The 13,698-nt window shown below is 73.3% G+C and carries 11 protein-coding genes, 1 tRNA gene and 1 riboswitch; of the genes, 6 read left to right on the top strand and 6 right to left on the bottom strand.

Going from position 1 to position 13,698, the window contains the following annotated elements:
* Positions 1-168: 168 nt before the first annotated feature.
* A complete protein-coding gene (locus tag ABH931_RS18820) occupies positions 169-1,029 on the bottom strand; it encodes a helix-turn-helix domain-containing protein (RefSeq protein ID WP_370114700.1) in 861 nt (286 codons plus the stop codon).
* Between the two features lie 249 nt (positions 1,030-1,278).
* Positions 1,279-1,998 carry a GPP34 family phosphoprotein gene (locus ABH931_RS18825; RefSeq protein WP_370114703.1) on the bottom strand — a complete coding sequence of 240 codons (720 nt, stop codon included), beginning with the start codon at positions 1,996-1,998 and terminating at the stop codon, positions 1,279-1,281.
* Between the two features lie 230 nt (positions 1,999-2,228).
* Here ABH931_RS18825 and ABH931_RS18830 point away from each other — a divergent pair, with 230 nt between their 5' ends.
* The gene (locus tag ABH931_RS18830; protein ID WP_370114705.1) at positions 2,229-4,715 is read left to right on the top strand and encodes a D-alanyl-D-alanine carboxypeptidase; all 2,487 of its coding nucleotides are present in this window, start codon (positions 2,229-2,231) and stop codon (positions 4,713-4,715) included.
* A gap of 301 nt (positions 4,716-5,016) precedes the next feature.
* A riboswitch (cyclic di-AMP (ydaO/yuaA leader) is annotated at positions 5,017-5,174 on the top strand.
* Positions 5,175-5,179: 5 nt separating this feature from the next.
* The gene (locus ABH931_RS18835) at positions 5,180-6,424 is read left to right on the top strand and encodes a transglycosylase family protein (RefSeq protein ID WP_370114707.1); all 1,245 of its coding nucleotides are present in this window, start codon (positions 5,180-5,182) and stop codon (positions 6,422-6,424) included.
* A gap of 23 nt (positions 6,425-6,447) precedes the next feature.
* Here the strand turns inward: ABH931_RS18835 and ABH931_RS18840 are convergent, their stop codons facing one another.
* Positions 6,448-6,756 (bottom strand): GNAT family N-acetyltransferase, encoded by a 309-nt coding sequence (locus ABH931_RS18840; RefSeq protein WP_370114709.1) that lies wholly within the window; start codon positions 6,754-6,756, stop codon positions 6,448-6,450.
* A 164-nt stretch (positions 6,757-6,920) separates the two neighbouring features.
* Here ABH931_RS18840 and ABH931_RS18845 point away from each other — a divergent pair, with 164 nt between their 5' ends.
* The gene (locus ABH931_RS18845) at positions 6,921-7,382 is read left to right on the top strand and encodes an Rrf2 family transcriptional regulator (RefSeq protein WP_370114711.1); all 462 of its coding nucleotides are present in this window, start codon (positions 6,921-6,923) and stop codon (positions 7,380-7,382) included.
* A gap of 9 nt (positions 7,383-7,391) precedes the next feature.
* Here ABH931_RS18845 and ABH931_RS18850 read toward each other — a convergent pair whose 3' ends face one another.
* Both ABH931_RS18850 and ABH931_RS18855 read right to left on the bottom strand, forming a co-directional pair.
* Positions 7,392-8,591: a globin domain-containing protein gene (locus tag ABH931_RS18850; protein ID WP_370114713.1), complete on the bottom strand. Its 1,200-nt coding sequence runs from the start codon at positions 8,589-8,591 to the stop codon at positions 7,392-7,394.
* A 90-nt stretch (positions 8,592-8,681) separates the two neighbouring features.
* Positions 8,682-9,167 carry a (4Fe-4S)-binding protein gene (locus ABH931_RS18855; RefSeq protein WP_370114715.1) on the bottom strand — a complete coding sequence of 162 codons (486 nt, stop codon included), beginning with the start codon at positions 9,165-9,167 and terminating at the stop codon, positions 8,682-8,684.
* A 183-nt stretch (positions 9,168-9,350) separates the two neighbouring features.
* Between ABH931_RS18855 and ABH931_RS18860 the strand changes: the two genes are divergently transcribed.
* The 3 genes from ABH931_RS18860 to ABH931_RS18870 all read left to right on the top strand — a co-directional run bounded on the left by ABH931_RS18860 (position 9,351) and on the right by ABH931_RS18870 (position 13,223).
* Positions 9,351-12,236: a BTAD domain-containing putative transcriptional regulator gene (locus ABH931_RS18860; RefSeq protein ID WP_370114716.1), complete on the top strand. Its 2,886-nt coding sequence runs from the start codon at positions 9,351-9,353 to the stop codon at positions 12,234-12,236.
* Positions 12,237-12,462: 226 nt separating this feature from the next.
* On the top strand, positions 12,463-13,089 hold the full coding sequence (locus tag ABH931_RS18865; protein WP_370114718.1) for a hypothetical protein: 627 nt from the start codon (positions 12,463-12,465) through the stop codon (positions 13,087-13,089).
* Between the two features lie 61 nt (positions 13,090-13,150).
* Positions 13,151-13,223: transfer RNA gene (locus tag ABH931_RS18870), tRNA-Arg, on the top strand.
* Between the two features lie 85 nt (positions 13,224-13,308).
* Here ABH931_RS18870 and ABH931_RS18875 read toward each other — a convergent pair.
* Positions 13,309-13,689, bottom strand: coding sequence for a hypothetical protein (locus ABH931_RS18875; protein WP_370114720.1), 381 nt, complete (start codon positions 13,687-13,689; stop codon positions 13,309-13,311).
* Positions 13,690-13,698 lie beyond the last annotated feature (9 nt).

Raw genomic sequence — 13,698 nt, forward strand, 5'->3', positions numbered from 1 at the left:
GGGGTGACGATCCGCTGATCGCGATTACGGGTGCCAGTCTGCCCACACCGTCCGGCTGCTGGGAACTGTCGACCTTTCGTGTTCACTCGTAGGACAGGAATTGGCGATCAGGGCCCTGGGGGCGGCGGTCCGTGCTGTATGCTTCCGCGCCCGCAAGTCCGTCCACGGTCAATGCGTGTGCCGTTTGGCGACCTTGTCCACCAGTTCGCGCGTCTGCTCCGGACCCAGCGCCTGCGCCCGCAGGTGCTCGTAGAGGTTGGCGTAGGCGCGGACGTCCGACTCCTTCTCCAGGTACAGGTCGCTCGTCACGCCCTCCAGGTAGACGACGGTGGCGTCCGACTGGTCCTGGTACTCCAGGATGGAGAAGTTGGCAGTCATTCCCGGGTGCGCGCCGACCTCGAACGGCAGCACCTGCACCGTCACGTGCGGCAGCAGGCTGGTCTCGATGAGGAACTCCAGCTGTGCCCGCATCGTCTGAGCGGTGCCCACGACCCGGTGCAGTGCGGCCTCGTCCACGACCGCCCACAGGCGCAGCGGCTCGTCGCCCTTGCGCAGCAGGTCCTGCCGGACCATGCGGACGTCCGTCCGCTTCTCGATCTGGGTGGGCTGCGCCTCCGGCTGGATGCCCGCGACGACGGCGTGCGCGTACTCCCGGGTCTGCAGCAGGCCCGGGATGAACAGCGACTCGTAGGTGCGGATCGCGACGGCCTCGGCCTCCAGGCCGATGTACACGCTGTACGGGACGTCACCGAAAGCGTGCCACCAGCCGCGCTGGCGGGACTCGCGGGCCATGGTCATCAGGCCCTCGATCATCGCCGGGTCGGTGACCCCGTAGACCTCGCACAGGTCCCGGACGTCGCGCTGGCTGATGCTGCGGCGGCCGTTCTCCAGGCGGCTGATCTTCGACTGGGAGACCAGCAGCTGCTGCGCGACCTCCTCCGCGGTCAGGCCTTTCTGCTCGCGCAGCCGACGGAGCTCGGCCCCGAGGCGGCGACGGCGGACGGTGGGATTGACGCTGGCGGTCGACACGGTCTCTCCTGGGCATCGAAGGTCTGGCACGCCCCTATAGCCAGCCAGGATGCCATCCCGACACGCCCTCATGTAGCGCAATCGCCCCGCTTCTTGACGAATCGGTCCGAAGGAGGAACGATTCTGCGCCCATCAATGTGAGAGAGCGGCGGCGAAGGGTGGTTCGCCGCCGCTCCCGCTCTGCTGGTGCGGTGTCGTGCTGGTGCGAGTGGTGCGAGTGGTGCGAGTGGTGCGGTGCTCCGGGGCCCGTTACCGGATGCCGGCGCGGACCATCCCGGTGACCACGGCGGGTCGGGCCGCGGGGCGCGCGACCGGGCGGACGCCCGGGGTGCGCACCTGCGCGGTCGGCATGCCGTTCTGTACGTCCATGACCGCGTGCGCGACCATGCCGCCGAGTGGGTCGTAACGGATCAGGTCGCGCAGGCGGGACCTGCAGGACCGTCCCTCGTTACCCGGGTAGAGATGCTTGCCCAGTCCCACCGCGTGGGCCAGGGCGGCCAGCGCGGCGGTACGCGGGTCCGGGGGCACCCCGGTGCGGATCGCCGTGTCGAGGCGTTCCTTGATGGCGCTGTTCGTGCAGTCGTCCGACGCCTGGTACCTCGTCGTCGGCAGCACTCCGCACACCTGGCCCGGCACGGCCTTCACCATCTCGCACCGCTCCAGGTGTGCGAGATAGGTCTGGCGCAGCCCCAGTCGCGGGCCGCCGATCCACTGTACGGCGCGCACCGCACTGCCACGTCTGCGCAGCAGTTCGAGCGCGTGATCGAGGGTCGGGTCGCCGGTCGGTCGCGGATTCACCACGGTGATCCGGTCTCCGTCCGGGACTATGCGTCCGGCCATGGCCAGCTCGACGAGCTGTGCTCCGGCCAGTCCGAGGTCGAGCGTCTGCGGTTGCGCGGTGGTACCCGTGGCCGGGTCCAGAGCGAGCAACAGCAGCTCCTCGGGAATTGTTCTGCGGCTCCTGCCCATCCAAGCCTCCCCGCGTGGATGCACAACAGAGTGACGCAGCCCACACCCCGCTGTCGAGAGGGCCTCGAATGTGACACCTCGCCGTGATCTTTCGGAACCGGGCGACGGGGTGGCCACGTCTGGTCGAGTGCCAGGTTGGGGCCGGTCAGCGGCCCGGCGCGCGCGAGTTACCCGCTCGGGTGCAGGAGACTGGAGCCCGAGCAAGAGCTGGCTTGAGGAGGCTGGGTTACGTGGGTGAGTCCCCCGACAGGTCGAACCGGACCGCGGGAGCGGAGGAGCAGGACGCGGAACGCACGCAGGAGGAGGTGGTCGACGCTCCCCCGTCGGCCGAGCCTGCGCAGCCCTCCGCGCCGACCCCGACGGACGTCCCCACCCGCACCCTCCGCAAGGAGCAGGCGAAGCCCGCGGTGCCGGAGGCGGACGCCGAGGGCGAGCCGGACGCCGACGGCCCGGACGCGGCGGAGCCCGCGCCTGCGGTCGACAGCGCCACGCGCGTGCTGCGCACTCTCGCACCGACCGCCGCGCCGAAGGCGGCGGCCACGGGCGACGCACCGGAGCCGGCCGAGCGCCACGCCGACGCGGCGCCTGCGGCGCCGAAGGCGGGCCCCGCGGCCGAGGGCGAGGACGAGTGTGACGCCGACGCGGCGGCTGCCGCGCCGAAGGCGGCCCCTGCGGCCGAGGGCGAGACGGACGCCGACGACTCGGACGCGGCGGAGCCCGCGCCTGCGGTCGACAGCGCCACGCGCGTGCTGCGCACGCTTCCGCCCACCGCCGCGCCGAAGGCGGCGGCCACGGGCGACGCACCGGAGCCGGCCGAGCGCCACGCCGACGCGGCGCCTGCCGCGTCGAAGGCGGGCCCGGCGGCCGAGGCCGAGGACGAGCGTGACGCCGACGCTGCGGAGCCCGCGCTGGAGGCGTCTGCCACGCGCGTGCTGCGCACTCTCGCACCGACCGCCGCGCCGAAGGCGGGCGTCGACGACGAGCCGGCGGATGCGGCCGCTGCCGAGGACGAGGCCGCGGACGCCTCCGACAGCGAAGCGATCCGGGCCGAGCGGGAGCGGGCATCTGCGGCGCCCGCCTCGGCCGGGGCCGCCGACACCGCCGACGCGGACGACAGTGCCGACGCGGACGACGAGGAGGAGCCGGAGGCCGACGAGCCCGAGGCCGACGAGCCCGAGGCCACCACCGCCGACGACGAGGCCGACGCGGACGACGACGAGGAGCCGGACGACGGTGGCGCGGCGGCCCGCGCCATCGCGGATGCCGAGACGCGCGCGATGGCCGTGTTCCCGCCGCTGCCCCCGTCCTCCGGCGGGGCCGTGCCGCGGCCGGGTGGCGTGGTGCCCGCGCCGGGAGGCGGCGGGAGCGCGCCCGCGCGGGGCGTGCCGGCGGGGGCGACGGCCGTCGCCGAGTCGCCGGAGACGACCGTCGAGGCGATGGAGGTGCTGGCGGGGCTCAGCGCCAGGCCGATGACCCCGATGCGGATCGCCCTGCGGCGCGTCCGGCTGTGGGGAACGCTGCTGGTGCTGCTCGTGCTGGTGCTCGGCACCGTGCAGGTGCTGCGGCCGCTGCCGTCGCCGAAGCTGACGCAGTCCGCCGCGACCGGCTACTCCTTCGGCGGCGGGAAGCTCGCGCTGGACTGGCCGGTCAAGGGCCAGGCCGCCGTCGAGGTGCCGGGGCTCGGGCTGATGGGGCAGAGCGGCAGCGGCAATCCGGTGCCGCTGGCGAGCGTCACGAAGATGATGACCGCCTACATCGTGCTGCACGACCACCCGCTGAAGAAGGGCGAGACCGGCCCGACCATCACCGTCGACCAGCAGGCCGTCAACGACTACAACACCGGCAAGCCGGGTGGTGAGTCGGTGCAGAAGGTCGCGGTGGGCGAGAAGCTCACGCAGTACCAGGCGCTGCAGATGCTGATGATCCCCTCGGCCAACAACATCGCCCGGCTGCTCGGGCGCTGGGACGCCGGGACGGACGCCGCGTTCGTGCAGAAGATGCAGGCCACGGCGGGCCAGCTGGGCATGACGCAGTCGACGTACACGGACCCCAGCGGTCTGGACGCGACGACCCGCAGCACTGCCGCCGACCAGCTGAAGCTGGCGGCCGCGGCGATGGCCGACCCGGTCTTCCGTGAGGTCGTGGGCACGCAGCAGTTCGACTCGCCGCTCAACGGGCTGACGCCGAACACCAACACGCTGGTCGGCAAGAACGGCGTGATCGGCATCAAGACCGGCAGCAGCACGGCGGCACTGGGCAACCTGGTCTGGGCCGCGGAGCAGAGCGTCGACGGCGTCAAGCAGTTGATCGTCGGGGTGACCCTGAGCCAGCCGGCGGTGGGCTCGGGGCCGGGGCAGGGCATCCTCGACCAGGTGCTGGCCAACAGCAAGAAGCTGATCCTCAGCGCCGAGCACGCGCTTCAGGAGCACACGATCGCGCACAAGGGCGACGTGGTCGGCTACGTGGACGACGGGCTGGGCGGCAAGGTGCCGGTGGTGGCCACCCAGGACGTCCAGGTGGCCGGCTGGAGCGGGCTGTCGGTCGACGTCGCGCTGCGGCCGCTGGACGGCAAGGGGATCCCGCACAGCGCGACGGCGGGCACGGTCGTCGGCGAGCTGGTGGTGGGCAGCGGGGCGACCGCGCGGACCGTGCCGGTCGCGCTGCAGTCGGACCTGGCCGCTCCGGGCTTCGGGGCCAAGCTGACCCGGACCGCCTGAGACCACCTGACGCCCGTTCAGCAGGAAGCGCGCTCGTCCCGTCCGGGGCGGGCGCGCTTCTTACGTCCTGCCGAAGGTGTATCAAGCGGACATAGTCGTAGGAACCCTGGCAACCCTGGGTGACAAAACGGGCATATGGTCAGGGCGTTTCTGTGAATCCTGCGCCGGGGACGTGACGGACCTCTCAAAGCCCCTCCCTCAGCTTGAGGTTTGAGGGCCGATCTGCCTACCGTCACGGCCATCCGCACTTAAGCGGAACTGACATCTCCGGAACGCCGAGTCCTGCCGCCGGGGAGACGTCAGACGTCACGCGACGCACACCACGGCAGGAGCGGGGGACCCAGGTAAGTCGCCGCGCGCTCGTCAGAGCCGCGGCTCGGGGTGAAGCCGTGCCACCGCACGGCCGGGCTACTCCGGCCCGAACCCGACAGCTCACCTCGCAGGCGTGGGAGAGGATCACCTCAATGCTGTCCAACAGCACGGGTCGCCACCGCGCGCCCTCCGCCGCCCGACGCATCTCCAAGCGCCTCGTCGCCACCGTCGGCCTGACCGGCGCCGGCATGGCCCTTCCGCTGGTCACCGCGACCGGTGCCCACGCCGCCACCGTCTCCACCTGGGACGCTGTCGCCCAGTGCGAGTCCACCGGCGACTGGTCGATCAACACCGGCAACGGCTACTACGGCGGCCTGCAGTTCGACCAGTCCACCTGGGACGCCTACGGCGGTCAGCAGTACGCCTCCCGCGCCGACCTGGCCACCAAGGACCAGCAGATCGCCACCGCCGAGAAGGTCCTGGCCAACCAGGGCCCCGGCGCCTGGCCCGTCTGCGGCCCGCAGGCCGGTCTGACCCAGGGCGGCGGCGCTCCGTCCCTGAACACCTCCGGCTCCGCCGCCTCGACCTCGTCGAGCAGCAGCGCCGCGAGCAGCTCCTCCGCCTCGTCCTCGTCCTCGTCCTCGGACGACGAGGGCTCGGAGTCCGGCTCCACCGCTGCGGCCCCGGCCGCGTCCCCGGCGCCGTCCACCACCGCCGGCTCCGCCAAGTACACGGTGCAGTCGGGTGACTGGCTCTCCAGCATCGCGGCGAAGGAGAAGGTCTCCGGTGGCTGGCAGCGCCTCTACCAGCTGAACAAGGCCACCCTGACCCAGGGGCCGAACCTGATCTTCCCGGGTCAGCAGCTGGTCCTCGGCGGCAGCGCCTCCTCCTCGACCGCCTCCTCCTCGACCGGCTCGTCCTCGGACGCGTCCGCGTCGACGAGCTCCTCCTCGTCGTCGGACTCCTCGGCGTCCACCACGACCACGGCGGCGACCAACGCCTCGGCCTCCACCCCGGCGCCGCAGGCCTCGTCCTCCGCGGCCGCCACGGCGATCGCTTTCGCCGAGTCGCACGTGGGCGACTCCTACGTCTACGGCGGCACCGGCCCCAACTCGTGGGACTGCTCGGGTCTGGTCCAGGCCGCGTACGCGCAGGCCGGCGTCTCGCTCCCGCGCACCAGCGAGGAGATGGCGTCCAGCGTCACCCGCATCTCCGTCGACCAGGTCCAGCCGGGCGACCTGCTGTTCTGGTCCAACGACGGCAGCGCCTCGGGCACCTACCACGTCGCCCTCTACGTCGGCGGTGGCCGCTTCGTCGAGGCCGCCAACCCGAGCGCGGGCGTCAAGTGGGAGACCATCTCCAACTACACCCCGGACTTCGCCGGCCGTATCGGCTGACGCAGCCCTGCTTGATCCTCTCCTCACGCACCCGGAGTGCCGGACAGTTTGTCCTGGTACTCCGGGTGTCGTGTCAGCCAGGCCTTGATGAACGGGCAGGTCGCCTTGACCTTGATGCCCCGCGCGATGCCGTCCTCGACGGCCGCCCTGGCCAGCAGCCCGCCGATGCCGAGGCCCTCGTAGGCGGGACCGACGACGGTGTGCTGGTAGATCACGCGCTCGTCGTCGCGGACGTAGGAGGCGAAGCCGACCAGCTCGCCCTCGATCCGCGCCTCGAACCGGTGCGCCTGCGGCGCGTCGGCGACCGCGACCTCCGCCTCGCTCGTGCTCATGCCCGTCGCCTCCTCGTCCGGCCCGCCTGCGGCCCTCGCGTCCCCTCCAGCAGTCTCGTTCATGTGGACGGTGCTCGTGCGAACGGACACGCCCGCGAACCCCTGTCGAGGTGAAGAGGCATCGGGGATGCGTGTTTTCTCCGGGGGCACCGTAGGCTCGGGGCATGCACCTGATGAAGTCCACCGACCTCGCCCTGCGGCTGCTGATGCGGCTCGCGGTCGAGTCGCCCGAGGTGCCCGGCCCCGCGCCGACCACGCGGGAGGTCGCCGACGCGCTCGGGGCCGCGTACACGCACATGGCCAAGGTGGTCGCCCGGCTGCAGCACCTCGGCCTGGTGACGGCCCGGCGCGGGCGTGGCGGCGGGCTGGAGCTGACGCTCGCGGGCCGGGCGGCCTCGGTCGGCGCGGTCGTGCGCACCTTCGAGGGCTCGGGCGACATGGCTGCCTGCGTGGGGGACGAGGAGTCCTGTCCGCTCAACGCGGCGTGCCGGTTGCGTGGGGCGCTGCGGCAGGCGCAGGAGGCGTTCTACGCCTCGCTCGACGGCGTCTCGGTGACGGACGTGGTCGCCGCGCCGACCGGGCCGCTGCTGCTGGCGATCAGCAGGCGGCCCGGCGACGCGGCGTGAGGGGCAGGGTCAGCCCGCGATCCACAGGTCGGGGCCGAAGACCTCGTAGTGGACGTCGGCGGCGGCCACGCCCTTGGCCAGCAGTTGGGCGCGGACGGCGCGCATGAACGGCAGCGGGCCGCACAGGTAGGCGACGGTGCCGGCCGGCACCTCGATCTCGCCGAGGTCGACCAGGCCGGTCCGGTCCCCGCTCGTGGCGTCCCGCTCGTACCAGAAGGCGGTGGCCCCGGCGGTGAGCTTGCCGGTGAGGGTGTCCTGCTCGGCACGGAGCGCGTGGTCGGCGGGGGAGCGGTCGCCGTGGACGGCCAGCACGGGCTGCCGGTGGCCGCGGGCGACCAGCTCGTGCAGCAGCGACAGCATCGGGGTGACACCGATCCCGGCGGAGGCCAGCAGCATCGGGCGGTCCGCCGGGTCCTCGGCGAGGGTCAGGTCCCCGAAGGGCGCGGAGACGCGCAGCGTGTCGCCGACCCGGACGTGGTCGTGCAGGTGGTTCGAGACCTCGCCCGCCGGGGTGGTCGCCCCGGCGCGCTCGCGCTTGACGCCGATCTGCCGGACCGTGGCGTCGGCCGCGCCGACCAGGCTGTACTGGCGGATCTGGCGTGCGCCGTCGGCGAGCTCCACCTGTACCGAGACGTACTGACCGGCGCGGAACGGCAGCGGCCGCGCGCCCTCGCCGACCGGTCGCAGCAGCAGGGAGACGACGTCCGCCGTCTCCTCGGTGCGGCCGACGACCTCCCAGTCGCGCCAGGTCCCGCCGCTCAGGCAGCCCTGCTCGGCGTAGAGGCCCTGCTCGATCGCGATCAGTGCGTTGGCCATCAGCCAGTAGACCTCGTCCCAGGCGGCGGCGACCTCGGGGGTGACCGCCTCGCCGAGCACGTCGACGATGGCGGCGAACAGGTGCCGGTGCACGACGTCGTACTGGGCGGGCGCGACGCCGAGGGAGGCGTGCTTGTGGGCGATGCGGCGGAGCATGGCGTCGGGGCGGGTGCCGGGCTGCTCCACCAGACGGGTCGCGAAGGCGGCGATCGAGCCGGCCAGGGCCTGGCGCTGGGCGCCGGCGGCCTGGTTGCCCCGGTTGAACAGGTCCCGCAGCAGCTCCGGATGGGCCTCGAACAGCTTCGCGTAGAAGAGTTCGGTGATCTCGCCGATGGCCGCGCCCACGACGGGCAGGGTGGCGCGGACGACGGGGGTCGACTTCTCGGAGAGCATGGGTGACTCCTGGCTCGGTGCTCGGCCGCGGGCGCCCCGATGACGTCCCGGCCCGACCGGACCAAGTTAACATGCACCCAAGATGCATATTTAAGCGAGGGGCTCTCCGGGAGAGCCGTCGTGCCATCCGAGGCGTTCGTGCGATCCGTCGCAGAACGGCTTGTTGGCACTGGCGCCGCACCGGCACAGCTCGGCGCGCGTCTCCCGCGCGGTGCCCCAGGGGCCCGTGAGGCGCAGGTCGCCCCGGATCGCCAGCGGGCCGTCGGGCAGCGGTGTGACCGTGGTGGGCCGCTCCGGCTCCTCGGCCGGGCCCTGCGTCAGCAGGTAGTGCAGCGCACCCGTCGGGCAGCGCCGGACGACCTCGGCGACGTGCTCGGGATCGGCGTTGCCGGGCTGGATCCAGGGCCGCGCACTCGCGTCGAACACCTCCGGCGCGCCGTGGACGCAGCGCTCGCTGTGCCGGCACCGCGCCGCGTCGAAGCGCACCTGGACGCCGGGGGCCGCGTAGACCTTCGCTCGGTCGCTCGGCGGCAGCCCCTCGAAACCGGCCGCGGTCTCTTCGCTCATGTCGCTCATGTGTCCATGGTGCGCCGGGAAGGCCGCAGCGCGTGGGACGCACGCGAAGGGCCTGAGCTGGGTGATCCCCCGTTCCACCCGGCTCAGGCCTGTAACCATGACGATATGGACATCGGTCCTGCATCCGTCCTAGGTTCGTCCTGCGCCGTCACGGCGCCACGGAAGGGGCAACGAGTACCAGTGGTGGGCACGAGACAGCCGGACATCGCCATGGGTGTCCTCGGGCCCCTGCGCGCGGAGCTCGACGGCCGGGAGGTGGCGCTCGGCGGTCCGCGCGTCGCCAGGGTGCTGGCCGCACTGCTGCTCGACGCGGGCCGCACCGTCCCGATGGACCGGCTGGTCGACGTGATGTGGGACGACGGCGGTCCCACCACCGCCGTGCGGCAGGTGCAGGACGCCGTCTCCGGGCTGCGCCGGGCGCTGGGCGCCGCGGGCGCCCTCGGCCTGGTGGCCACCCGATCCGGCGGCTATCGGCTGGAGCTGACGGTGGACCAGTTCGACCTGCTCGCCTTCGAACAGGCGCGGGAGCAGGCCCGTCGGGCGGGCGACGATCCGGCGCGCGCCGTCCCGGCGCTGCGCCGGGCCCTCGCCTGTTGGCGCGGCCCCGCGCTCGGCGGGCTCACCGGCCGCACCCTGCGGGCCGAGGCGGCCCGGCTGGACGCGCTGCGCGTCGCCGTCCACAAGCAGTGCCTCGAGGGTGAGCTCGCCCTCGGCCGCCACCAGGACGTGGTCGAGGAGCTGGCGTCGCTGCACGCGGAGCAGCCGCTCGACGAACGCGTCGCGGAGCTGCGCCTGCTGGCCCTGTACCGCTGTGGGCGTCGCGGCGAGGCGCTGGAGGTGTACCACCGGGTGCGGCGGCTGCTCGTCGAGGAGCTCGGCGTCGACCCGGCGCCCGCGCTGCGCGCCGTCCACCAGGGCCTGCTCGACGCCTCCCCGGCGCTCGCCGCCCCGCGGCCGGGCCCGGCGCCGGCCGCCGCGTCTCCCGGCGCCGCCGGGGCCGCTTCTTCCGCTGCCGCTGCCGCTTCCAAGGCGCCTTCCACCGTCCCTTCCGCCGCCGACGTCTTTATCCCGCGTCAGCTCCGGCCGGACCTGCGGGACTTCACCGGCCGCCAACTGCTCCTGGCGCGGCTGCGCGAGGCGCTGGCCGACCGGGACGAGCACAGCGGCGTGGCCACCGTCGCGGTCCTCGCCGGGGCGGGCGGCGCCGGCAAGACCTCACTCGCGCTGCACGTCGCCCACCAGGCGGTCGACCGCTTCCCCGACGGGCAGCTCCAGGCCGACCTCCACGGCTTCGGTGGCACGGCGGCCGAGCCCGGCGAGGTCCTGGCCCGCTTCCTGCGCGGCCTGGGCGTCCCCCAGCAGCGCATCCCCGAGGACCTGGAGGAGCGCGAGTCGCTCTACCGCAGCACCCTGGCCGGTCGCCGGATCCTGGTGCTGCTCGACAACGCGCGCGACGCAGCCCAGGTCCGCCCGCTGCTGCCCGCCACCGGCGGCTGCGCGGTCCTGGTCACCAGTCGCAGCACCCTCCCCGGCCTGGACGGCGCCCGGCGGTTCACGGTCGGCCTCCTGCCCGACGATGAGGCGGCCCGGCTGTTCGGCCGGATCGTCGAGCCCGCGCTCGTCGCCGCCGAGCCGGAGGCGGTCGTCGAGGTGACCCGCCTGTGCGCGGGACTGCCGTTGGCGATCCGCATCGCCGCCAGCCGCCTCGCCTGCCAGCCGGGCTGGAAGATCGCCACCCTCGCCGCCCGGCTTCGCGGCCAGGACGGCCGTCTGGACGAGCTCCACGTCGAGGACCGCGCCGTGCGCGGCTGCTTCGCCGTCGGCTACGACGCCCTCGACCCGGCCGAGGCCCGCGCCTTCGCGCTGCTCAGCGCGTGGAACGGCCCGGACTTCACGCCCGACTCCGCCGCCGCGATGCTGCGGGTGCCGCTCGCCGAGGCGCGCCGACTGCTGGAGGCGCTCGCCCGCACCCATCTCGTCGAGGCACGCGGCGACGAACGCTACGCGTACCACGACCTGGTCCGCGTCTACGCCGAGGAGTGCGCCCGCGACCTCTTCGCCGCCGAGCGCGCCCCGGCCGCCGAGCGGTTGGCGGCCTGGTACGCGCACGCGACCGACCACGCCGCCAAGCTGCTGCAGCGTGAGCGCACGCTGCTGTGCCGCCCGGAGACCGGCCCCTGCCCGGGCGGCCTGCCCGGCTTCACCGACCGCGTCACGGCGCTCGCCTGGTACCAGGACGAGCGGGCCAACCTGACGGAGGCGGTGCTGCTCAGCGCCCAGGGCGAACCGACGCCGGTGACCTGGCGGCTGGCCATGGCGATGCACATCTTCGCGGTGCAGAGCGGCAACTGGCAGTCCATCCGCTCGGTCAACCTGGTCGGCCTCGCCTCGGCGCGACGGTTGCACGACCCGCTCGGCCAGGCCTGGATGCTGCTCGGCCTCAGCATCTCCTACATCGGCTTCGGCGATCTGGTGCTCGCCGAGCGCCGAGCGCAGGAGGCACTGGAGCAGGCCCGGCTGTCGGGCGACCGGAACGCGCAGACCTCGACCATGTCCCACGTCGGCCTGGTGATGCACCACCTGAAGCGCTACGAGGAGGCGGCGCACTGGCACGGCCTGGCCGTGGCGGACGGCCGCATGACCGAGAAGCCGGGCCTGCACGCGGCCACGCTCAACAACCGCGGTTTCGCCTTCCACGCCCTGGAACGCTACGAGGACGCGGCGGGCTGCTACGCCGCCGCCCTCGACGTCCTGCGCTCCGCGCCGGACCCCGTCCCGTACGTCGAGGCCGCCGTCCTGGACAGCCTCGCGCAGACCCGCCTGCGCCTGGGCCGTACGGCCGAGGCCGCGCTCGCCTTCCGCCAGGCGGCGACCCTCCGCGCCTCCCTCCACGACCTCGACGGCCAGGCCGCCACCCTCGACCGCCTCGGCGACCTCCACGCCACCGCCTCCCGCCCGGCCGCCGCCCACGCCGCCTGGTCCGAGGCCCTCACCGCCCTCACGGGCCGCGACAACCCCCTGGCCGCCACCCTGGAAGCCAAGCTCGCCGACCTGGGCGCCACCCACTGATCCGCGCTGTTTGGGCTGTTCGGGGTAGGAGTGTCGCCTTCCGGCCAGGCTCGGTCGATTGTCCGCAAAGCCACCCCCGTCAATCGGCTGCTCTTCGTGGCAGCTCTTGTCCGAGGCCCGTGGGCGGCCTAGCGTGCGTGCCCAGTGCGCTGCGCTGACCTGCGCTGATGCCTACCGCGGGGATGTGCCGACCCGGCCGCTCCGCACCTCGCCCGCAAGGAACCCCATGCACCGCCACGCCGTCGGCACCGCCGCCCTCCTCCTCGCGGCGAGCAGCCTCACCGCCGCCTGCTCGGCGCAGCAGCCGAAGCCCACCGCCAAGCCGTCCGCCTCCGCGTCGGTGGCCACGGCCGACTCCTGCGCGGGAGCCGTCTACCACTTCACACCGACGGCGCGCACGACGGTCCTCGCCTTCCTGTCGCCCCCTCACACGGTCGCGACGGGCGGCGCGGCGCTCCCCGAGGACATGGTCCCGGTGGGAAAGGTCGTCTCGAGCGCCTCCTCCAGCTCCGGCACGGCGGACGCGGACCGGGCGTACGCGGTCTTCGTCAGGCAGCTGGGCGGAACGGACACCCCGGCGGTGGACACCGCCGTGCCGCCGGCCCAGGACCAGGTCGTCTCCCCGTCCGCCCCTGGCACCTACGCCCTGTACCGGGCGGCTGACGTCTTCACGGCCCAGTTCAGCCGCACCTGCGGCCCGAGCCCGGCGATCACGGCCTACGGCACCGTGACGACCTGGGACCTTCCGCGCGACGGCGACATCCAGTGCGGCACCACGACGTCCATCCCCCCTCACGCCGCCCTCGCCCGTACCCTGGCGTGCGGCGGGCAATCGCCGAAGCCCTCTCGCTGATCCACAGACCCGGTACACTGAGCCGGTGGCCGGGGGCTCCAAGCCCCTGCGTGGCCACGATGCCTCATTAGCTCAGGGGATAGAGCACGGCTCTCCTAAAGCCGGTGTCGCAGGTTCGAATCCTGCATGGGGCACGAGCGCGAACGCCCCGGACCGATCACGGTCCGGGGCGTTCGACGGTAGTGGGTGACGGCAACGGCCTCTCGTGTGCAGCTTCGCTCAGGGCAGCACGTCGGTCGTCCAGTTCGCGGGGTCGAGTCCGTACACGTGGACGTGCTTCAGCAGGCCCTTCAAGCCGCCGACCGCCGTGAGGGCGGCGGGCGGTTCGTCCCGTCCTTCGTGCTGGAGGCAGGCCTCGATGCCGTCGGTGACGGTGCACGCCGTGCTCACGGAAGGGTCGGGCTTACGCAGCAGCGCGTCCGTCGACCGGCTGTAGGTATCCGCACTGAGGTCGACCTCGTAGCCGTGCACACTGAAGCCGACGACCGCGGTCAAGCCCGAGCCGGGCGGCACGTTCTCCGTGACGTAGGCGGTCCGGCGCAGCCACGGCGCCCGCGACGCGGCGAACTCGGCGTCGGCGTCGGTGTCCGTCTGTCTCACGGTCACCTC

Source organism: Streptacidiphilus sp. MAP12-33, from assembly GCF_041261265.1.
In the GTDB taxonomy this organism is placed as follows: domain Bacteria; phylum Actinomycetota; class Actinomycetes; order Streptomycetales; family Streptomycetaceae; genus Streptacidiphilus.